Origin of the sequence: Citrobacter sp. LUTT5, assembly GCF_009905315.1 — a bacterium.
Lineage (GTDB): Bacteria > Pseudomonadota > Gammaproteobacteria > Enterobacterales > Enterobacteriaceae > Citrobacter > Citrobacter freundii.
In genome coordinates, this window is record NZ_CP047606.1 from 2,435,361 (window position 1) to 2,456,308 (window position 20,948).

Below are 20,948 nucleotides of genomic sequence, written 5' to 3' on the forward strand. Positions count from 1 at the left end.
GATCTTATCCGGCCTACAGGCGCGTTCTGTAGGTCGGATAAGCGCAATTAAAACGAACGTCTCGCCACCAGCCATGCCCCGAACACCAACATTACCGCGCCACAGATTGGGCCCACTAGCGCCCGTAGCGGCACGCCGTGACTGCGCAGAATATCCAGTATCAGTCCTCCGATAAGCTGGCTGGCAACCAGCACCGCAATCGTCGTGGCAGCGCCTACATTTTGATATCCACTAATGCTGGCGAAAACAAAGAACGATCCCAACAAGCCTGGGATGAGTGTCCACCAGCGTATGCTGGAAACCAATTCACCAAACCCTGCTAAACCTTGCTTAAACCACAATATGCTGACAAACAGCACGATCCCAACCAGCGAGTTAAGTAACATGGCGATAAGGATCGTCGAGGACGTCTGCGTGATGCGTACCATCAAGGTATTTTGCACCACCAGACCAATACCAGCGGCAATCAGAAAGGAGAGGGTCAGCGTCTGGTTCATCTAAGGGCATCCGGTTCGCGGCGATCGTCTAACTGCAACTGCATGAAAGTCAGATCCAGCCACCGCCCAAATTTGGTTCCAACCTGTGGCATTTGCGCGGTGGTTTTAAAGCCCAGCAAGCTGTGCAGATGCAGTGATGCCTGATTCTGAGACTCAATACCTGCCACCATGACATGCTTGCCGCATTCGCGGGCTTCGTCTATCAGTCTGCTGAGTAGTGCTCGTCCGAGTCCTTTTCCCTGATGTTCTGGATGGACATACACCGAATGTTCAACGGTATGACGGAAGCCATCAAAGTTACGCCAGTCGCCAAAGGAGGCGTATCCCGTAACCACGCCATTCTCTTCACTCACCAGTACCGGATACCCCATCAATTGTCGGGATTCATACCAGGAAATACGGTTTTCGGCATCGACCGTTTGATCATTCCAGATAGCCGCCGTATGCAGTACCGCATGGTTGTAGATTTCTGCAATGGCGGCGCAGTCTTCTTTGCTGGCAAATCGAATTGACATGTTGAACCTCAGGGCTTGTTCACTATAGTATTACAATATGAATACTATTGAAGACAGCATAAATCAACGGATCAGTGCAAGAATTCGCATTGAGCGGGAATCTCGCGGTTGGTCGCTCACGGAACTTGCCGAGAGAGCGGGCGTGTCACGGGCCATGATCCATAAAATAGAACGCGGCGAGAGTAGTCCAACGGCGACGCTGCTGGGTAGACTTTCCGGTGCGTTTGGCATCAGCATGTCTACCCTGATTGCGCGGGCTGAAATGCAGGAGGGCAAGCTGCTGCGCTTCGCTGACCAGCCCGTCTGGCACGACCCGCAAAGCCACTATCTGCGCCGCCATGTTTCACCGCGCAGCGATCTACCTATCGATCTGGTGCAGATTGAATTACCCGCTGGAAGTGATATCCCGATGCCAGCTTCTTCCTATGTGCAGGCCAGACAACTTATCTGGTTACAGCAGGGGGAATTAGTTTTTGTGGAAGGGGACATACGCCATGAAATGCAGGCAGGTGATTGCCTGGAACTTGGCCCGCCGAATGACTGTCGGTTTATCAATGAAACCGCGAAACCCTGCGTTTACCTGGTTGTGCGGTTAAACCATGTCGTCAGCTAAATAGCAGGCGCAGACTGCTACTATTGATGGATTCATGCCAAAAGCAGAGGAGCACATCATGGGTCAACAGACTAATCGTAACCGTCGCTGGGTACTGGCTTCCCGTCCACATGGCGCGCCAGTCCCAGAGAACTTCCGTCTTGAAGAAGATGAGGTGGCATCCCCGGGCGAAGGCCAGGTTTTGCTGCGCACTGTTTATCTTTCCCTCGATCCCTACATGCGTGGCCGCATGAGCGATGAGCCATCTTACTCACCACCAGTAGAGATTGGTGGTGTTATGGTGGGTGGTACCGTAAGTCGCGTGGTGTCATCCCGCCATCCGGACTACCAGCCAGGCGAATGGGTATTGAGCTACAGCGGTTGGCAGGACTATGACATCTCCGACGGTAACGGACTGGTGAAGCTTGGCGCTCATCCCGAACATCCCTCCTGGGCGCTGGGTGTTATGGGTATGCCGGGGTTTACCGCTTATATGGGCCTGCTGGATATCGGTCAGCCGAAAGCGGGAGAAACGCTGGTGGTAGCCGCCGCAACCGGGCCGGTTGGCGCAACGGTTGGACAGATCGGTAAGCTTAAAGGCTGTCGGGTAATAGGTGTGGCTGGTGGGGCAGAGAAATGCCGACATGCCACAAAGGTGCTGGGCTTTGATGTTTGCCTCGATCACCACGCACAAGATTTTGCGCAACAACTGGCAAAAGCCTGCCCACAAGGAATTGATATTTATTATGAAAACGTCGGCGGAAAAGTATTTGATGCCGTTCTGCCATTGCTCAATACTTCTGCGCGGATTCCGCTTTGTGGCCTGGTCAGTGGTTATAACGCAACGTCGCTTCCGACCGGACCTGACAGATTACCGCTGTTAATGGCAACCCTGCTGAAAAAGCGTATCCGGATGCAGGGTTTTATCATTGGTCAGGATTATGGTCACCGCATTCAGGAGTTTCAGCGGGAGATGGGGCGCTGGCTTAAAGAGGACAAAATCCACTACCGCGAGCAGGTGACCGACGGCCTGGAAAATGCGCCACAAACCTTTATCGGTCTGCTGACCGGCAAAAACTTCGGCAAGGTAGTTATTCGTCTTGCTGAGGATTGATGCGTAAGAGTGGAAGACGGTGAATGTCTGTAACCAGGCCTGCTTCGTAAGAAATGTAGGTCTGGTAAAATGCCAATGACGTTATCTGAATGAAAAGCGATTATTCATGGAGAAAATGAGAAGGTTACAACCCGAAAGCAAATAAATACTCCACATTGAGATAAATAATGATTACTATTCTCATTCTTAAAAAGGCAAAACCATGATTTTGCTCATTGAAGCTATGTGAAGCAGTAACAAACGAATTTATCAAAGGGAGTCGTCATGTCTTTACGTCATCTGTTTTCACCGCGTCTGCGTGGTTCTTTACTGTTAGGTTCACTGCTCGTTGCATCATCTTTTACTACGCAGGCTGCAGAAGAACTGCTGCGCAAAGCCGTCGGTAAAGGCGCTTATGAAATGGCGTACAGCCAACAAGAGAACGCGCTGTGGCTGGCGACCTCACAGAGCCGCAAACTGGATACCGGCGGGGTGGTTTACCGCCTTGACCCGGTCACCCTCGAAGTGACTCAGGTGATTCATAACGATCTCAAACCGTTTGGTGCCACCATCAATAACGCCACGCAAACGCTGTGGTTCGGCAACACGGTAAATAGCGCGGTAACGGCGATGGATGCTAAAACGGGCGCGGTGAAAGGACGTCTGGTGCTGGATGCGCGTAAGCGTTCTGAAGATGTTCGCCCGCTGCAGCCGCGTGAGCTGGCCGCAGATGACGCCACTAACACGGTATACATTAGCGGTATTGGTAAAGAGAGCGTGATTTGGGTGGTGGACGGTGATGCCATTAAACTGAAGGACACCATTCAAAATACCGGCAAAATGAGCACCGCTCTGGCGGTCGACAGCAAGGCTAAGCGCCTGTACACCGCCAATGCGGACGGTGAATTCATTACCATCGATACCACCACTAACAAAATTCTCAGCCGCAAAAAACTGCTGGATGATGGGAAAGAGCATTTCTTTATCAACCTGAGCCTGGACACAGCGGGCAACCGTGCATTTGTCACCGACTCTAAAGCGGCGGAAGTGCTGGTAATCGACACCCGTAACGACAACGTACTGGCAAAAGTCGCCGCGCCGGAATCCCTTGCCGTGCTGTTCAACCCGACGCGTAATGAAGCCTACGTGACTCATCGCCAGGCCGGTAAAGTGAGTGTGATCGACGCGAAAAGATATAAAGTCGTCAAAACATTCGAGACCCCAACATTCCCGAATAGCCTGGCGCTCTCTGCCGATGGTAAAATCCTGTACGTCAGCGTGAAACAGAAATCTACCCGCGAGCAGGAAGCTACCCAGCCGGACGATGTTATTCGTATTGCGCTGTAAAAAATCAGGAGGGGGAAACCCCTCCTGTCATTTCTCTAAACCCCACGATACGCCTCGTTACACCCCGCCAGTAGCCCGACCCACTTCAGGGACTTACACTACGCCCTCAACGGCTAACTGAATAACACGGGAATACCATGAAAAAGCCATTTATCTGTCTTTGTGCAGGCGTAATGCTGTTTACCCTGGCAGGATGCACCACCGATTACGTCATGACGACCAAAAGCGGACAAACCATTACCACCCAGGGTAAGCCAAAACTGGATAAAGATACGGGAATGACCAGCTATACCGATCAGGATGGAAACGCGCGGGAAATTAACAGCAACGATGTAGCGCAGTTGATTGAAGCGAACTAAAAAAGAAGGCCTGAAGGGTTAACCTGTCAGGCCTTCAGCCATTACGGCGCGGTGCGGTGGATTTCCGCGACGCGCTTACGCACGCCGAACCAGCCTGCAACCAGCAGGATGGCAATCAACGGTAATGACGCGATAGTGTAGGTGCCGTTTGGATAGTCAAACGCCATCAACACCAGCACGCTCAGCAGGAACACCAGGGTTAGCCACGAGGTAAACGGAGCGCCCGGCAGTTTAAAGCTAACGTCTGCCGTTTTACCTTCTTTTATGGCCCGGCGCAGACGCATCTGACAGACCATGATAAAGCCCCACGACGCAATAATGCCCAACGACGCGAAGTTCAACACGATCTCAAACACCTGCGACGGCACCAGATAGTTCAGAAATACCCCGACGACATAGACGACCAGCGTGGCGAGGATCCCAGCCCAGGGTACCTGTTGGCGGCTCATTTTAGCCATGAATTTCGGCGCCGATCCGCCCATCGACATGGAACGTAAAATACGTCCGGTGCAGTACAGCCCAGAGTTAAGGCTGGAAAGTGCCGCGGTGAGCACCACAATATTCATGATACTGCCGATGTACGGCACGCCCAGTTTGGAGAAGAAGGTAACAAACGGGCTTTGCCCTGCCTGATAGGCATTCCACGGCAGTAACAGAACCAGCAGCACGACAGAACCCACATAGAACAGACCAATACGCCAGATAACGCTATTGATCGCTTTCGGCACCATGGTTTGTGGATCTTTGCATTCTCCAGCAGCGGTGCCCACCAGTTCAATGGAGGCAAACGCGAAAACCACCCCCTGAACCAGTACCAGCGCTGGCAGCAGGCCATGTGGGAAGAATCCACCGTTGTCGGTGATCAGGTGAAAACCCGTGGCGTTACCATCCAATGGTTTTCCAGTGCCTAAAAAGACGGTACCCACCACCAGGAAAATCACAATCGCCAACACTTTGACCAGTGCAAACCAAAACTCCATCTCCGCGAACCACTTCACGCCGATCATGTTCATGGTGCCGACAATGGCCAGCGCGCCGAGGGCGAATACCCACTGCGGTACATCACCAAATGCGCCCCAGTAATGCATATACAACGCCACCGCGGTGATATCGACAATGCCGGTCATCGCCCAGTTGATAAAGTACATCCAGCCAGCCACATAGGCGGCTTTCTCACCTAAAAATTCACGGGCATAGGAGACAAAGCTGCCGCTGGAAGGGCGATGTAAAACCAGTTCGCCAAGCGCGCGCAGTATAAAGAACGAAAAAATACCGCACACCAGATAAACCAGCGCCAAAGCAGGACCAGCCATCTGCAAGCGCGCGCCAGCCCCTAAAAACAACCCGGTACCAATTGCGCCGCCAATGGCGATCATCTGTACCTGTCGATTTCCCATCGCTTTGTGATACCCCTCTTCGTGGGCATTCAACCAGCGTCGTTTCGCCGCATGTTGTTCCGCGGCTTGCGTGTTGTTTGTGTTCATTACTTTTCCTGTTGACCTGACAAAAATACAAATCCTTTTTGCCGCACCTGCTGCGGCGAAAACAGCCTTACCCTTCATTGTGTTACGGGGGAAAACTGCCGGCCGAGCATCCTACATTCAATTGTTCGGTTCCGCAAAGCCTCGATAACAAGAATTCAGCATTTTTGTACAGCCTACACTGGCGCGGTGTGGCCTCGATTCAGCCAATAAAAGAGAAGGGCGTAAATACCTGGAGAGGAGTGCGCTTATCGAGACATTCACCCGATAAGCGCCGTAAGGTTATGCTGATACGCCAAAGACCTGAACGGCCTGCTGTAAGCGCGATGAACGTTGAGTCAGATCGGCGGTAGCATCGGTGACACGCTCTACCATCTCGGCATTATTGTGTGTCATGGTGCCTACGCGTGAAATCGAATCGTTAATCAGATCCAGCGCCAGGGTTTGCTCACGTGTCGCCAGACTAATATCTTTGATCATCATCGACATCTGCAGGACATCGCCAATCATCCCGGTAAGATGCGTCTCCGTTTGTTCTACCATTTTGACGCCGCTATTCACGTTGGCGACGTTCTTCTCAATCAACTGTTTGATCTCTTTTGCTGCAGACGCTGAGTGCTGTGCCAGATTACGGACCTCTGCCGCCACAACGGCGAAACCGCGTCCTGACTCTCCGGCTCGCGCGGCCTCGACCGCGGCATTGAGCGCCAGAATATTGGTCTGAAAGGCGATACTATCAATGACGCCGATGATGTCGACGATTTGCCCGTTGTCACGCGATATCGCCTGCATCATGGCGATAGTTTGTTTCATGATATCGCCGCCTTCTGCCGCATTGGCGCTGGTTTTATCGGCCATGGTCATAGTATGTGCCGCAGTCTCAGCAGTTTGCTGTACCGCGCTACCAATTTCTTCAATGGCGGCAGCGGTTTGTTGCAGGTCGGCGGAGGTTTCTTCGGAACGCTTATGCAGCGCCGTACCTTCTTTTGATACTCGCTGACTGATAGCGCGAATACCGGATATTTGCGTACTGACATCATCGACCAGTGAATTCAGATTAAGCCCGGACTGATTAACCAGACGCATCAGCATTCCGATCTCATCCACCCGATTTAAATGACAGTTATCAGGTTTTCTCCCGGATACCACTTTCTTCATTTGCGTCAGTAGCGTATTAACTGGCTGACAAATTTGATACTTAAGGTAAATAGCAAGCATCAGAAATAAGAACAGCAACCCTCCCGCCTGAATAAATGGATTAACAGGAGCAAAAAGAAATAGCACGGCGAGCAGGGCGATTACCCCTAAAGAATAATTGACGCGCTGGCTAATGCTCATCCATTTAAACATTGATGCCCATGACAATATGCCGCGGCGAATGATAATGCCTTTAAAAAGTCGAAACCCTTTAAACTGCTGGCTATTAATTTTTTGATATAAACTTTCGCTTTGAGTTATTTCATCGCGCGAAGGAACGGTACGCACTGAAATGTAGCCAGTGAGCTTTTCATTGTGCCAGACCGGTGTAACGTTGGCGCGAACCCAGTAATGGTCGCCATTCTGCCGACGGTTTTTAACCATCCCCGTCCAGCTGTCTCCCTGCTGTAGCGTGTACCACATATCGGCGAACGCCGCGGGAGGCATATCAGGATGGCGAATAATATTATGCGGTTCGCCCATTAATTGCTGTTCGTTAAATCCGCTGGCATCAATAAATGCGGAGTTGGCGTAGGTAATATGACTTTCTTTATCCGTCGTAGAAAGCAGCGTCGTTTTATCGTTAAGTGCGTGCTCAATTTGTGTAACGGGCATGTTACTTTTCATAGAGGTCCCATGATGCTATGTATAATCCATACAAAAATCCCCGCAATGAAATCGGGGGATATTAGAAATCTGTTTTAAACCGTTTTAATAAGAAACGTTGCATTCTCTACTAATCATCATTTTTGTGGAAGTATTTAAAATAAAAATTTCCATGTAAATCATTCATCCCGCGTCATAAAAGTGAAACAATTAATACAAGCGCATAACGTTACAAGTCGTTTAAACTGACTTAACGTAAATTGCGCTAAAAAACCATTTCGAAAAAAGAAAACTAGCATGAAAAGATTTTGATGTTATTACCGTGATATCAACGACCCTATTATATTTTGTAGGCTATTAATTGCGGGTGTTTTTCAGTTTAGCGGTACAGGGCGATCCAAATTTTAACCCTGGCTGCTGCAGGGTTTGTTATCTACTTTTTAGCTGAGTAAATGTGAATTAAATGTTTCAGTATGGCTATTTGATAAATTAATAATAAAGACATGTTAACAAACATAGGCTCGTAACATGTCATATCGCCTGAGTATTCTGGATAAAAGCCCCATCGGGGAAGGTGAAACTGCCGCGACTGCGCTTTCCCGGACGTTGCGCCTGGCGCAACTGGCGGAAGAGTGGGGGTACCATCGTTTCTGGATCGCGGAACACCATAATACGCCACAGCTGGCCAGTCCATCGCCGGAGCTGGTGATCGCCTGGATCCTCGGGCAAACCCAGCGTATCCGCGTTGGTTCCGGCGGCGTGATGCTGCAACATTACAGCCCGTACAAAGTGGCGGAAAACTTCAATCTTCTGGCATCACTGGCTCCTGGACGTGTCGATCTCGGCGTAGGGAAGGCCCCTGGCGGGTTACCGTTGTCGACTCAGGCGTTACAGCATGGACTGCATCAGGAAGAAAAAGGCAGTTTTGCCGATCAGCTTTCTCAGCTTAACGGCTGGCTGGCGCTGAACGGAACGGAAAGCGGGGAAACGGTATTCCCGACGCCAATCCCACCAATACCGCCAGAAGGATTTGTACTCGGAGCCAGTGTGCAAAGCGCACAGTTAGCAGCGCAATCCGACTGGAATTTTATCTTCGCTGCGCACCTCAACGGTGACAAAACGTTATTACGTGAGGTTTTGTCCTTCTGGCAGACCCACAGCGACCGCCCGACGATAGTCGCCGTTCAGGTGATTGTGGCTGACAGTCACGATACCGCTGCGCAACTGGCGGAAAACGTGCAAATCTGGGGCGTTGAGCTGGAAAATGGTCAACGCGTTACAGTCGCCAGCGAAGAGCAAGCCCTGGCATTCGCCGTACAGGCGGGTAGTTCGCCACGCAAAATCGCGCGTCGTGAACTGGCGTTGTTACACGGCACCGCTCAAGAGGTGATGGTAAAGCTGAATGCTCTGCATACGCAATTTGGTATTGATGAGTTTATTATCGACACGCCAGTGGCGGAGGGCCACGCACGTCTGACATCGCTGCGTTTGTTGGCACAAGTCCATAATGCCGTGGAGGTGCTCTGATGACCCTCAGCTCAACGCTTATCAACTGGCGTCGTGAATTACATCAGCACCCGGAGCTTTCCCTGCAGGAGGAAGCAACCACCGGGCGCATTCAGGCCTGGTTGCACGCTGCGGATGTCGACATTCTGCCGTTCGAGCTGAAAACCGGTCTGGTCGCGGAAATCGGCAAGGGAGAAGATGTCATCGCGCTACGAGCGGATATCGATGCGCTACCGATAGAAGAAAGTGCCGACGTTCCGTTTCGTTCCCTCACACCGGGCGTGATGCATGCCTGCGGGCATGACGTCCATACCAGCGTGATGCTTGGTGCAGCACTGCTGCTTAAACAACAGGAAACAACCTTACCGGGGCGAGTACGTATTTTGTTTCAACCAGCTGAAGAGAGTTTCGGCGGTGCAAAAACGTTGATCCGCGCCGGTGCGCTGCAAAACGTAGCGGCTATTTTTGGTATGCACAATGAGCCCGGTTTGCCGGTGGGCGAATTTGCAACACGCGGCGGTGCGTTCTATGCCAATGTCGATCGCTTCGTGCTGCGCATAAATGGCAAGGGCGCACATGCGGCGCGTCCGCATGAAGGCAAAGATGCCATCCTGCTTGCCAGCCAGTTGGTAACCGTGTTGCAAAGCGTTGCCAGTCGCGACGTTAACACGCTGGATTCGGTGGTACTCAGCGTGACCCGTATTCAGGGAGGAAATACATGGAACGTACTGCCAGAGTCCGTTGAGCTGGAAGGGACGCTCAGAACGCACCGGACTCAGGTACAGCAGCAGGTTAAAGCACGGGTTAATGACATCGCTGCCGGATTTGCCCATGCCTTTGGCGCACAAATAGACCTTATCTGGCATGCGGGGCCGACCGCGTTGGTGAACGATGCGCGTTGGGCCGATATCGCCACCACGGTGGCGAAACAGTCAGGCTACACAACTCACCATGCTGACCTGCATATGGGCGGGGAGGATTTTGCCGTCTACCTGCAAAATACGCCAGGCGCATTTGTCAGTATTGGCAGCGCCAGTGAATACGGATTACATCACCCGGGATTTAATCCAGACGAACGTTTAATTGAACCTGCCGCACATTACTTTGCGCAGTTAGCAAAAACGGCATTCGCACACCTTTAAGTTTACCTGTTGGGTAGGGGTTATTATGGCTGAAAATCGGCAACTACGGCTCGGAACTATTCTGCATGGCGCATCGGGAAATATGTCCGCATGGCGCCACCCGGCGGCTCAGGCCGATGCCAGTATTAATTTTGAGTTTGTCAAAGAGACGGCACTTATTGCGGAAAAAGGGAAGCTGGATTTTATTTTTGTCGCCGATGGTCTGTATATTAATGAAAAATCAATCCCGCACTTTTTAAATCGTTTTGAGCCGCTAACAGTATTATCCGCTTTGGCCAGCATCACCCAGAATCTGGGACTGGTTGGCACAGTGTCCACATCATACAGCGAGCCGTTTACGACCGCACGACAGTTCGCCAGCCTGGACCATCTCAGCAACGGGCGTGCGGGCTGGAACGTGGTTACGTCGCCTCTGGAAGGATCGGCAAAAAACTATTCTCGCGCTCAGCATCCGGAGCATGCCCAGCGTTATCGTATTGCCGATGAATATTTACAGGTAGTGAAAGGACTGTGGGATTCCTGGGAAGACGATGCTTTTACCCGTAATAAAACAAGCGGGGAATTTTTTAATCCGCATAAACTGCACACGCTAAACCATCATGGAGATTATTTTCAGGTCGCCGGGCCGTTAAATATTGGGCGTACGCCACAAGGTCGTCCGATTATATTTCAGGCGGGAGCTTCAGCAGATGGCAAGAAATTAGCGGCGCAGCATGCTGATGCCATTTTTACCCATCAGGAGTCGCTGGCAGAGGCTAAGGCGTTCTATCAGGATGTAAAAAGTCAGCTGGAAAATGCCGGACGACATCCCGATCAACTGCATATATTCCAGGGCGTCAGCGTTATTGTTGGCGACAGCGAAGAGGACGTTGAGCAGCAGTATCAGACTACCGCTGCGCTGGTCTCCGTTACCGACGCGCTGAACTATCTTGGCCGCTACTTTGAACATCATGATTTTGCCCAATATCCGCTGGACGCACCGTTCCCGGATCTTGGCTCTCTCGGACAAAACAGCTTTCGCAGTACGACTGATGAGATCAAACGCAACGCGCGCGAGCGTGGCTTAACACTCCGTCAGGTTGCTCTGGAAGCGGCCAGCCCACGTCCGCGTTTCAGCGGCACGCCGGAACAGGTCGCCGACGGCCTGCAGCAGTGGTTCGACGAGAAAGCCGCAGATGGTTTTATTATCCAGGGCGGAACGCCGGATACCTTCCCGCGTTTTGTCGAACAGGTTGTCCCTGTGCTTCAGGCGCGGGGCCTGTTCCGCCATGAATATCCTGGTACGACCCTGCGCGCAAGCCTGGGATTAACGACACCTGCAAATCAATTCGCACAATAAGAGAAAAACGCTATGCAGAAAAAATCAGTATTCCTCGCGCTGTCGCTGGCTTTCAGCGCGACTGTCTGGGCAAATGATGTGACGATTAACGGCACGGGCGTAAGTCTGGAAGCCAATAAAACGCCGATCAATACGGCAAAGAATCCGCAGGCGATTGCGCAATTGCCTGCAAATCTGCACCTGGCCGTACCGGGCAAATTCACCGTGGCGATTGCCGGGCTCAGTCAACCGCCGCTGACCGTCTTTGCCGATGACAATAAGACGCTGATCGGCAGCGAGGCGGACATCGCGCGTCTGGTGGCTGACAGTTTGGGGCTGGAACTCAACGTCGTACCTACGTCATGGGAAGACTGGCCGCTGGGCGTCACTTCCGGCAAATACGATGCCGCGATCAGCAATATTACCGTCACCAAAGCACGCAAAGAAAAATTCGATTTCGCGACGTATCGGAAGGACTCTCTTGGCTTTTATGTCAAAACCGGTAGCAAGCTGAAGAAAATCGAGCAGGCGGAAGATATCGCTGGACTGCGCATTATCGTCGGTTCAGGGACGAACCAGGAAGCCATCCTGCTGGCCTGGAACGATGAGAACGTGAAGAAAGGGTTACAGCCGTTTACGCCGGTGTATACCAAAGATGATGCCGCGCAAACCCTGGCCCTACAGTCAGGCCGCGCCGATGCCTACTTCGGTCCTAATGTAATCGGCGCATGGAAAGCTGCACTCAACGGTAAAACGCAATTGGTGGGTAGTGTTGATGGCGGTTGGCCAAAAGCGGCACACATCGCTGTGACGCTGAAAAAGGACAGCGGTCTGGTTCTGCCGGTACAAACCGCCCTCAACGGCGTGATTGGCAACGGCGATTATGACAAGGTGCTGAATCGCTGGGGAGAAGGGGTGGAACGCATTCCGCAATCTGAAATCAACCCGGCCGGTTTAGGCGACTAAGGAGGTCATCGTGAGCGATCAATTTCGCGTGGTCTCACCTGAAGCCAGCGAGCTACAGCCCATTTTGAACGGTCTGTTCGGTGAGTATGCTGCCCGCTATGGCGATTATTTTTCTCGTGACGCTGAAGTGGAACTGACCGAATGGTATCTGGCACCGCAGGGACTTTTTGTGATCCTGGAGCGTGGCGGCGAAATTATCGCCACCGGGGCTTACAAACCTTACGACAAGGACACTGCCGAGATTAAGCGTATCTGGACAAAAAGCAGCCTGCGTCAGCAGGGACTTGCGGCGCGTGTAGTGCAGGAACTGGAACGTCGGGCGCTACTCGCGGGCTACAGCCGGATATATCTGACCACAGGATTTCGCCAGCCGGAAGCCGTCAGACTTTATTTAAGCCAGGGCTACGATCCGCAATTTGACACGACGCGCAATCCCGAAGAGTACAGCCAGCCACCGTTTGATGGACGGCTGCGCTTTACCAAACTGCTGACTATTGCCGGTCAGGCCAGAATCGCCTGAGGAGAGAAGATGAAAACGACAGATAGCATTAAAGTCGTACCGGCGCGTTACCCCATGCGCACCGTTGGCGCGGTCATTGCTTTGTTTGCCCTGGCGGTGATTCTCCAGTCTGTGGCGTTTAATCCGCGCTGGGAATGGAGCGTGTTTGCCCGCTGGTTCTTCGAGCCGGTGATTTTGTCTGGTCTTGGACAAACGCTGTTACTGACACTTATCGGGACGCTGTTGAGTATTCTCATCGGCGGTCTGCTGGCGCTGGCGCGGCTTTCATCTTCCTGGCTGTTGAACTGTCTGGCCTGGGGGTACATCTGGCTGTTTCGTTCGTTACCGCTGATTGTGGTGCTAATCGTTCTGTACAACTTCTCCTATCTGTACGACACGCTGACGATTGGTATTCCGTTCACTCCCATTCAGTGGGGACGTTTTGAGACCATCAATGTACTCGGTCAGTTTTCCACTGCGGTGGTTGGCCTGACGCTGGTACAAAGCGCCTATACCGCTGAGATTATTCGGGGTGGATTTTTAGGGGTCGATCACGGTCAGTACGAGGCAGCGGCAGCACTGGGCTTACCGGCAGGGCGACGTACGCTGCGGATTATTCTGCCGCAGGCGCTGCGCACCATTTTGCCTGCTGGCTTCAATGAAATCATCAGCCTGGCGAAAGGGACGGCGATGGTATACGTGCTGGCAATGCCGGAGCTGTTCTACACCATCCAGATGATCTACAACCGCACGCAGGAAGTGATCCCGCTGCTGATGGTGGGTGCGGTGTGGTATCTGGTGATCACCAGCATCCTGTCGCTTATTCAGCATCTGGTCGAACGTGCGCTGGCACGCAGCGAACGACGTTCAGCGATCAACACCGTCCGGGTGAGCCGTGCAGAAAAACGCAGTCGTCAACGTCCACAGCAGGAGGCCGTCCATGTCCCACTCGCCTGAAGGTCATATTTCTATTACCGGCGTCAGCAAATACTTTGGTCGCCACAAAGCATTGGATAATGTGTCGCTGGAGATCCCTCCCGGAACGGTTACGGTCATTCTCGGGCCGTCCGGTTCAGGGAAATCCACACTCCTGCGTACCATCAACCATCTGGAACGCGTCGATGAGGGTTTTATTCAAATCGATGGCGATTACATTGGCTATCGTCGGCAGGGAGACAAGCTGTATGAGCTGAAAGAGGCGGAAATTTTGCGTCAGCGGGTTAACGTCGGCTATGTGTTCCAGAACTTTAATCTGTTCCCGCACTTAACGGTGCTGGAGAACCTTATTGAAGCACCCATTGCGCACGGACTGGCATCGCGTAAAGCCGCCACCGAGCGGGCATTAACGCTGCTTGATGCGGTAGGGTTGCGCAATAAAGCCGATGCCTGGTCGCGTCACTTATCTGGCGGTCAGCAGCAGCGTATCGCTATTGCCCGTGCACTGGCGCTAAATCCGCGCGTCATGCTGTTTGATGAGCCTACATCTGCACTGGATCCTGAGCTGGTGGGAGAAGTCCTGGATGTCATCAAAGCGCTGGCGAAGTCGGGAACCACGCTGGTGGTGGTGACGCACGAGATTGGCTTCGCTAGGGAAGTGGCGGATCAGGTGGTGTTTATGGTTGATGGCAAAATCGTCGAGCAGGGCAGCAGCGAGCAGGTGTTGAATCATCCACGCCACACGCGCACCCAGCAGTTTTTGTCGAAAGTGCTTTGAGGGTAATTTGCGGCACAAGACTGTGCCGCACAAGGATTACAGGGTGACGACGATTTTGCCCACCTGACCGTTGGCTTCCATGTATTGATGTGCTTCAACGATATCATCAAAGGCAAAGGTTTTATCAATCAGCGGTTTGAGCTTACCGGATTGCAGTCCTTCAAAGATAAACCGTTTCGCCCGGGAAAGTTTTTCCGGGTTCGTGGTGATTTCGAAGATCTCATAGCCGCGGAAGGTCAGATGACGACCGAGTATCTCAATTACCGGAATCGACAAATCACGCGCATCAAGAGAGCCATACTGGAAAAAGAGTCCGCCGGCAGGCATCACCTGGGCAATTTTTGCCACGCCAGGGCCACCGACCGGATCGAAGACCACGCGGGTACCTTTGCCGTCAGTAATCCGGTTAATCTCCGCCACCAGATCCTGCTCCTGGCTGGCGATAACCTCTGCCGCGCCAAGTTGCAGAAGCTGGGCACGTTTCTCACTGGTGCGCGTCATCGCAATCGGTTTTGCTCCCCGCATGTTAGCAATCTGAATTGCCGCCAGTCCGACGCTGCTGGAAGCAGCATTGATCAGCACGTTATCACCAGGCTTAATATCCGCATATTCAACCAGCGCACCGAAAGCGGTCACATACATCATCCAGCTCGCCGCGGCTTCCTCGAAGCTAAGATTCTCAGGATGTTTGACGACAGCATGGGCTGGAGCATTGACGACTTCACCGTACATACCATACTCATGGAAGCTGAAAGCCGGGATGACGCTGACGCTATCGCCGGGCGCAAACTCACGCACGTTGTCTCCCACGGATTCAACAACGCCAGAAGCCTCATAGCCCAGACGTGCCGGGAATTTGGGTTGGTAAATATACTGGCCGGTACGATACATAATTTCCGCACGGTTAATGCCGATTGCGCGTACGCGTATCTGAACTTCATCCGCACGCGGAGCCGAAACTGGCATATCCTGGATTGTCAGGACGTCAGCGTCACCAATTTGATTAAAAACTACGACCTTAGACATAGCAGACCTCTGTAAATTGTTCTGTATTGGGTCTGCACAATTTAACGGCTCAGATGAGGGTGAAAAACCGCCGTTGCGGAACTTCACTATTACTCAGATTATAATAATCCCTGTAGACGCGATTTTTGCTCGGTAAAAAGCGCACACAGCCAGTCAATAAACACCCGAACGCGGGGGGCAAGATGACGTCTGTCGGGGTAAAGCACAGAAACCGGTTTTGATTCCCCGGCATAATCAGCCAGCACCTCAACGAGCTGACCCGACTGGATCCAGGGGGCCAGTACCGCGTGCACACCGCGGATGATACCGAGTCCGGATAAACAGCCTGTCAAAAGGATGTCGGAGTTATCAACGCTGATGTGACCTGTAGGGATAAACGACACGGTTTCACCCTCACGGACGAAAGACCATTCCAGTGCTTCACGATGACGTTCACTGAAAAAGTTAATTGCCTGATGTCGGGATAAATCCTCTGGCGTCTGCGGTACGCCGTGTTTTTGCAAATAATTCGGGGACGCGCATGTCACCATTTTTACCTCACCAAGCCGCCGTGAAATCAGAGAAGAGTCTTGTAACTCGCCAATGCGAATCATGCAGTCGATACCTTCGGCAAGCAGATCGATTCTGCGGTCGGTGGAGGTGAGGACAATCTCAATATCCGGGTAGCGCGACTGGAAATCGTTCAGGGCCGGGACTAATATCGAGTGAGCCAGCGACAGGGGGGCATTCACTCTAAGTTTTCCGCGCGGAGGGCGAGTGGATGAGAAAGAAGCCATGATGTCATCAACGTCACTGAGCAGGATTTTTGTGCGTTGGTAAAAACCGTCACCTTCTTCTGTCAGACTCACTTTACGGGTCGTGCGGTTAAGCAACTTTGCTCCCAGATCGTCTTCAAGATGTTGGATAGCTTTGGTCACTGCAGGGCGGTGCAGGTGTAACACGTCTGCTGCTCTGGCAAATCCACCTTGCTCAACAACCTGTACAAAAATGTTCATATATTCAAACATACTGGAACGCATTGCTTATTCTCCCCCGGTATTCGACCATTGTTATTATGAAAGTAATAATCACGTCTGCATAGGTTGCCGAATGCTGCTCTACACTTAGGGTTTTAACTTTGGGGATTGCAGCATGATTAAAGTCTATGGGGTACCGGGCTGGGGATCGGCCATCAGTGAAGTGATGCTCACACTGGCGGAGATCCCTTATCATTTTATTAATGTCGACGGTTTTGACAGTGACGGCCCTCAGCGGGAGCTACTTAAAAAATTGAATCCGCTGTGCCAGGTGCCCACGCTGGTACTGGAAAATGGCAGTGTGATGACGGAAACGGCGGCGATCGCGCTGATGATCCTCGATCGTCGCCCTGAACTTTCACCACCCGTTGGACACGCCGAACGCCAGCAGTTTCAGCGTCTGTTGATATGGCTGGTAGCAAATGTCTATCCCACGTTTACCTATGCCGACTATCCAGAACGCTGGGTACCGGACGCCCCGGCGCAGTTGAAAAAGAACTGCATTGAGTACCGTAAATCCCTCTATATGTGGCTGAACGATCAGCTAAACGCCGAGCCGTATGCATTCGGGGATCAGCTAACACTACTGGACGTATATATTGCCGTTATGCGCACCTGGGGACCAGGGCATGACTGGTTTCAGGACAACACGCCGAATATTAGCGCTATCGCTGATGCAGTTTGTCAGCATCCGAGGCTACGTACTGTACTGAAAAGCAATAAGATTATTTGAATAAAAAAACGCTGTTCCGCAGGAGTGCAAATCCCGGAACAGCGGGCAAACTATCGCCATAAGGTTAAATTACGCGACAGAAGGGGTCAGCGTAATACGATCCAATGGACTCACGATAAACAGATAAGAAATCAGGCCAATCAGCCCCATCGAACCGACGTACAGAATGGCGTAATCAAAAGACTGGGAATTGTCACCCATGAGGGTGAGCAGGGCGCTAAATAGCCCGCAGCTGGTGCGCCCGAAAACCGTGGAAAAAGTGATGCAGGCGGTGGCAGACTATTTGCTGAAAAAAGGTTATCGTCGTCATGGTATTGCGGCTGACGCACATCACCACAGTTAGCGTCGACCGACGGGCCATTGGACAACGCGTCGCCTCGATAGTATCGAACAAATTCCACGTGAAGACGATATTATTGATGTCGGATTTCACCTGGTTGAAGAGAGTCCGCATAAGTTACCTGCATCCCAAAACAATAAGGAACCTGTCATGCCGCACGTTGATATCAAATGTTTTCCTCGCGATTTGAACGAAGAAGAGAAGGCCGCACTGGCGACGGATATTACCGAAGTCATTATTCGTCATTTACAAAGCAAAGAGAGTTCAGTGAGCGTGGCGCTGAATGAAATTGAGCCCGAGGCGTGGCAGAGCGTGTGGGATGCGGAAATTGCGCCACAGATGACGAGGCTGATTAAAAAACCCGGCTACAGCATGTGAAAGAGAACGGGCGATTATTGCGCCCGTATTATTCAGCCGCAGTTATGCGTTTCCCGCTGGTGACAAACGTTCCGGCACCAAGATGATGCAGGGTATTGAGTTTATCATCATCAAACTGCCAGCGTCCTTCCACGAAAGCTCGCTCATCAGCGGCAGCCGAGACCACTTCCCCAAACAGGGTGTCATATTTTTCCTGTGCTGCCGTTGCAGGCAGCAGACGACACTCCATCCAGGCCAGGCATTTCGCTTCTATTAACGGTAATCCCAGCACCGGACCTTTTACCACCGGAATACCGTAGCAGTTAAATTTATCTTCCACGCGACCGGAAACGCTGCCCACCGCGTAAGTCCAGTTGGTAGCAGCCACGCCCGGAATAACAATACCGAACTTGCCGCTACGCTCAATCAGTTCACGCGACCAGGCGGTCTTATCAACAACAATTGCAATCCGCGGCGGTTCAAATTCCACCGGCATTGACCATGCCGCCGCCATCACATTGCGCCGCTCGGTATGCTCATCCCGGCTGGTGATCAGTATCGTAGGGCCGTGGTTAAGCAGCCGACTGGCATGTTTTAATTCGATTGAACGGAAATGGCTCATGGATGCTCCTGGGCTGAGAGATAACACACCATAATAGATATAGATATTAACGGTATTAGCGATTTTGTCGCCTCGTCTGGAGGAACAACGCACAAAATCGACGGCGTAAAATTAAAAATGCGTTATAAGTACTGCATTAATCGAACAGGAACTCCCTATGACGCCTTTTTTAACCGCTTATTTTGCCCGTATTGGCTGGTCAGATTCGGCCAGCGTCGACATTGAAACTTTAAAAGCGCTGCATTTACTGCACAACGGCGCGATTCCGTTTGAAAACCTGGATGTATTACTGCCAAGAGAGATGCAGCTTGACGATTTGTCGCTGGAAGAGAAGCTGGTGACGGCGCGTCGTGGCGGTTATTGCTTTGAACAGAATGGAGTGTTTGAGCGCGCGTTACGCGAAATCGGTTTTAACGTACGCAGCCTTCTTGGTCGTGTGGTACTGGCAAATCCGTCAAGTCTGCCGCCGCGCACGCATCGTCTGTTGCTGGTTGAATTACAGGGAGAGCAGTGGATCGCCGACGTTGGCTTCGGCGGACAAACGCTGACGGCGCCGATTCGTCTGCAGGCCGATATTGAGCAGCAAACGCCACACGGCGAATATCGTCTGGTTCAGGAGGGGGACGATTGGATCCTGCAGTTCCGCCATCACGATCACTGGCAATCAATGTACCGTTTTGACCTGGTCGTGCAGCACCAGAGCGATTACCTGATGGGCAATTTCTGGTCCGCGCACTGGCCACAATCGCATTTTCGTCATCATTTGCTGATGTGTCGTCATCTTCCGGACGGCGGTAAGCTGACGTTGACCAATTTTCATTTCACCCGTTATCAGGATGGTCGTGCGGTAGAGCAGATTAATCTACCCGATGTCGCCAGCCTGTATGCCTTGCTGCAGGAACAGTTTGGACTGGGCGTGGATGAGGTGAAGCATGGGTTTACCGAAGATGAGCTGGCGACGGTCATGGCGGCGTTTGATACGCATCCGGAGGCGGGTAAATAGGGGTATCGGAAGTCATGCCGGATGCGGCGTTATCGCCTTATCCGGCCTACGGGAACAATTAAAAATCTATCGCCCATTCGGCGTGAAACAGGATCACTGCCGAACCGGTAATGGTCACTTTTTCCGGCAGGTTTTCACGGATAGCCACCGTCACATCAACAATACCGTCACGCCCGAGCGCGCGGCCCTGATGTCCCTGAACACGTAGCGTTTTCCCGTCATGCGGCATCAACCCATGTTGAACCAGCCACGCGCCCATTGGACCGTTGGCATTGCCGGTAACCGGATCTTCCACAATACCAATAGCAGGCGAGAACATGCGGCCATCGGTGGCGTTTTCGCCCTTGCGAATTTGAAAAGGGAAGAAACCGTTACAGCCAATTTGCTGGCTGATAGCGGTCAGGGCAGGCAAATCCGGGGAAAGGGCGTCGAGGTCCACCTCAGGCTTCAGCGCAATCATTACTTTAGAGTGTCCGGTGGTGGCTACCTGAATGGGTAATCCGGGCAGCATATCGTCTTCGCTCAGGTGCAGTGCATCGATTATCGCGGCACGTACAGCACCTTCCAGCGGAGCTTCGAATCCAGGTACGCCTTGTTCAAGGCTAATGCGATAGTCATTGTCACTCGCTTCAATATCGACCCGATGACGACCGGCGAGCGAGGTTTGCCAGACGGTGCTGTTGCCCAGACCCAGCACCTTGGCGCGCACATAATGTGCGGCGACGGTAGCGTGTCCACAGATAGGAACTTCGACCGTCGGCGTGAAATAACGAATGCGAACATCGCTGTCGTCACTGGTCAGCAGGAATGCGGTTTCCGAATGACGCAGCTCGCGAGCAATAAGTTGCATCTGTGCTTCGCTCAATCCGTCAGCATGCAACACCACTCCCGCTGAATTGCCGCGAAAGGGTACTGAAGTAAAGGCATCGACGTGATAAACCTGTGGTTTCATTAGCGTTCTCCCTGGGATGGAGAAGCATCATAACGTACAAAAAGCGGGATAGCGATCCAGGCCCGGT

General features: G+C 52.2%; 20 protein-coding genes and 3 pseudogenes. 14 read left to right on the forward strand and 9 right to left on the reverse strand.

The window, feature by feature from the left end; all coding sequences use genetic code 11:
* Nucleotides 1-47 precede the first annotated feature (47 nt).
* Both GUC46_RS11645 and mddA read right to left on the reverse strand, forming a co-directional pair.
* The gene (locus GUC46_RS11645; RefSeq protein ID WP_130714636.1) at nucleotides 48-497 is read right to left on the reverse strand and encodes a DMT family transporter; all 450 of its coding nucleotides are present in this window, start codon (nucleotides 495-497) and stop codon (nucleotides 48-50) included.
* Entirely contained in the window at nucleotides 494-1,012 is a 519-nt protein-coding gene (gene mddA / locus GUC46_RS11650) for an L-methionine sulfoximine/L-methionine sulfone acetyltransferase (protein ID WP_049000777.1), read from the reverse strand. Before mddA ends, GUC46_RS11645 begins: the two co-directional genes overlap by 4 nt.
* 37 nt (nucleotides 1,013-1,049) lie before the next feature.
* Here mddA and GUC46_RS11655 point away from each other — a divergent pair, with 37 nt between their 5' ends.
* From GUC46_RS11655 to GUC46_RS11670, 4 genes are all read left to right on the forward strand, one after another.
* Nucleotides 1,050-1,625 (forward strand): XRE family transcriptional regulator, encoded by a 576-nt coding sequence (locus GUC46_RS11655; RefSeq protein WP_003020168.1) that lies wholly within the window; start codon nucleotides 1,050-1,052, stop codon nucleotides 1,623-1,625.
* A gap of 58 nt (nucleotides 1,626-1,683) precedes the next feature.
* Nucleotides 1,684-2,718 (forward strand): NADP-dependent oxidoreductase, encoded by a 1,035-nt coding sequence (locus GUC46_RS11660; protein WP_160180206.1) that lies wholly within the window; start codon nucleotides 1,684-1,686, stop codon nucleotides 2,716-2,718.
* A 264-nt stretch (nucleotides 2,719-2,982) separates the two neighbouring features.
* Nucleotides 2,983-4,044, forward strand: a complete 1,062-nt coding sequence (locus tag GUC46_RS11665; protein WP_160180207.1) for a YncE family protein — start codon at nucleotides 2,983-2,985, stop codon at nucleotides 4,042-4,044.
* 137 nt (nucleotides 4,045-4,181) lie between these two features.
* Nucleotides 4,182-4,403: a YgdI/YgdR family lipoprotein gene (locus tag GUC46_RS11670; protein WP_003020157.1), complete on the forward strand. Its 222-nt coding sequence runs from the start codon at nucleotides 4,182-4,184 to the stop codon at nucleotides 4,401-4,403.
* 41 nt (nucleotides 4,404-4,444) lie between these two features.
* Here GUC46_RS11670 and ansP read toward each other — a convergent pair whose 3' ends face one another.
* Together ansP and GUC46_RS11680 are read right to left on the reverse strand one after the other, a co-directional pair.
* Complete coding sequence (gene ansP / locus GUC46_RS11675; RefSeq protein ID WP_003843715.1) at nucleotides 4,445-5,887, reverse strand: L-asparagine permease; 1,443 nt, start codon at nucleotides 5,885-5,887, stop codon at nucleotides 4,445-4,447.
* Nucleotides 5,888-6,166: 279 nt separating this feature from the next.
* Nucleotides 6,167-7,708, reverse strand: a complete 1,542-nt coding sequence (locus GUC46_RS11680; RefSeq protein WP_003843714.1) for a PAS domain-containing methyl-accepting chemotaxis protein — start codon at nucleotides 7,706-7,708, stop codon at nucleotides 6,167-6,169.
* A 507-nt stretch (nucleotides 7,709-8,215) separates the two neighbouring features.
* Here GUC46_RS11680 and GUC46_RS11685 point away from each other — a divergent pair.
* The 6 genes and pseudogenes from GUC46_RS11685 (at nucleotide 8,216) to GUC46_RS11715 (ending at nucleotide 14,832) form a co-directional block, all read left to right on the forward strand.
* On the forward strand, nucleotides 8,216-9,214 hold the full coding sequence (locus GUC46_RS11685; protein WP_136345652.1) for an MsnO8 family LLM class oxidoreductase: 999 nt from the start codon (nucleotides 8,216-8,218) through the stop codon (nucleotides 9,212-9,214).
* Nucleotides 9,214-10,335, forward strand: coding sequence for an amidohydrolase (locus GUC46_RS11690; protein ID WP_160180208.1), 1,122 nt, complete (start codon nucleotides 9,214-9,216; stop codon nucleotides 10,333-10,335). The genes GUC46_RS11685 and GUC46_RS11690 overlap by 1 nt, the downstream gene beginning before the upstream one ends.
* A 25-nt stretch (nucleotides 10,336-10,360) precedes the next feature.
* Nucleotides 10,361-12,619: pseudogene (locus tag GUC46_RS24060) on the forward strand (NtaA/DmoA family FMN-dependent monooxygenase).
* 10 nt (nucleotides 12,620-12,629) lie between these two features.
* Entirely contained in the window at nucleotides 12,630-13,139 is a 510-nt protein-coding gene (locus GUC46_RS11705; protein ID WP_003843710.1) for a GNAT family N-acetyltransferase, read from the forward strand.
* A gap of 9 nt (nucleotides 13,140-13,148) precedes the next feature.
* Entirely contained in the window at nucleotides 13,149-14,075 is a 927-nt protein-coding gene (locus tag GUC46_RS11710) for an amino acid ABC transporter permease (protein WP_160180209.1), read from the forward strand.
* Nucleotides 14,059-14,832, forward strand: a complete 774-nt coding sequence (locus GUC46_RS11715; RefSeq protein ID WP_003836184.1) for an amino acid ABC transporter ATP-binding protein — start codon at nucleotides 14,059-14,061, stop codon at nucleotides 14,830-14,832. Before GUC46_RS11710 ends, GUC46_RS11715 begins: the two co-directional genes overlap by 17 nt.
* A gap of 36 nt (nucleotides 14,833-14,868) precedes the next feature.
* Here GUC46_RS11715 and GUC46_RS11720 read toward each other — a convergent pair whose 3' ends face one another.
* Both GUC46_RS11720 and GUC46_RS11725 read right to left on the reverse strand, forming a co-directional pair.
* Nucleotides 14,869-15,858 (reverse strand): zinc-dependent alcohol dehydrogenase family protein, encoded by a 990-nt coding sequence (locus tag GUC46_RS11720; RefSeq protein WP_160180210.1) that lies wholly within the window; start codon nucleotides 15,856-15,858, stop codon nucleotides 14,869-14,871.
* Between the two features lie 98 nt (nucleotides 15,859-15,956).
* Nucleotides 15,957-16,877 carry a LysR family transcriptional regulator gene (locus tag GUC46_RS11725; RefSeq protein ID WP_160180211.1) on the reverse strand — a complete coding sequence of 307 codons (921 nt, stop codon included), beginning with the start codon at nucleotides 16,875-16,877 and terminating at the stop codon, nucleotides 15,957-15,959.
* Between the two features lie 112 nt (nucleotides 16,878-16,989).
* Between GUC46_RS11725 and GUC46_RS11730 the strand changes: the two genes are divergently transcribed.
* Complete coding sequence (locus GUC46_RS11730) at nucleotides 16,990-17,607, forward strand: glutathione S-transferase family protein (protein WP_130714644.1); 618 nt, start codon at nucleotides 16,990-16,992, stop codon at nucleotides 17,605-17,607.
* 69 nt (nucleotides 17,608-17,676) lie between these two features.
* Here GUC46_RS11730 and GUC46_RS11735 read toward each other — a convergent pair.
* Nucleotides 17,677-17,799, reverse strand: a pseudogene (locus GUC46_RS11735) (glucarate transporter); the annotation flags it as partial.
* Here GUC46_RS11735 and GUC46_RS23925 point away from each other — a divergent pair.
* Nucleotides 17,798-17,881: pseudogene (locus tag GUC46_RS23925) on the forward strand (hypothetical protein); the annotation flags it as partial. The pseudogenes GUC46_RS11735 and GUC46_RS23925 sit on opposite strands and share 2 nt — an antisense overlap.
* A 216-nt stretch (nucleotides 17,882-18,097) precedes the next feature.
* Complete coding sequence (gene pptA, locus GUC46_RS11745) at nucleotides 18,098-18,325, forward strand: tautomerase PptA (protein WP_003020119.1); 228 nt, start codon at nucleotides 18,098-18,100, stop codon at nucleotides 18,323-18,325.
* Between the two features lie 28 nt (nucleotides 18,326-18,353).
* Here the strand turns inward: pptA and GUC46_RS11750 are convergent, their stop codons facing one another.
* Complete coding sequence (locus GUC46_RS11750) at nucleotides 18,354-18,926, reverse strand: flavin reductase family protein (protein ID WP_003020117.1); 573 nt, start codon at nucleotides 18,924-18,926, stop codon at nucleotides 18,354-18,356.
* A gap of 157 nt (nucleotides 18,927-19,083) precedes the next feature.
* Between GUC46_RS11750 and nhoA the strand changes: the two genes are divergently transcribed.
* Complete coding sequence (gene nhoA, locus GUC46_RS11755) at nucleotides 19,084-19,929, forward strand: N-hydroxyarylamine O-acetyltransferase (RefSeq protein WP_160180213.1); 846 nt, start codon at nucleotides 19,084-19,086, stop codon at nucleotides 19,927-19,929.
* 58 nt (nucleotides 19,930-19,987) lie between these two features.
* Here the strand turns inward: nhoA and GUC46_RS11760 are convergent, their stop codons facing one another.
* Complete coding sequence (locus GUC46_RS11760) at nucleotides 19,988-20,881, reverse strand: PhzF family isomerase (protein ID WP_003836206.1); 894 nt, start codon at nucleotides 20,879-20,881, stop codon at nucleotides 19,988-19,990.
* Nucleotides 20,882-20,948 lie beyond the last annotated feature (67 nt).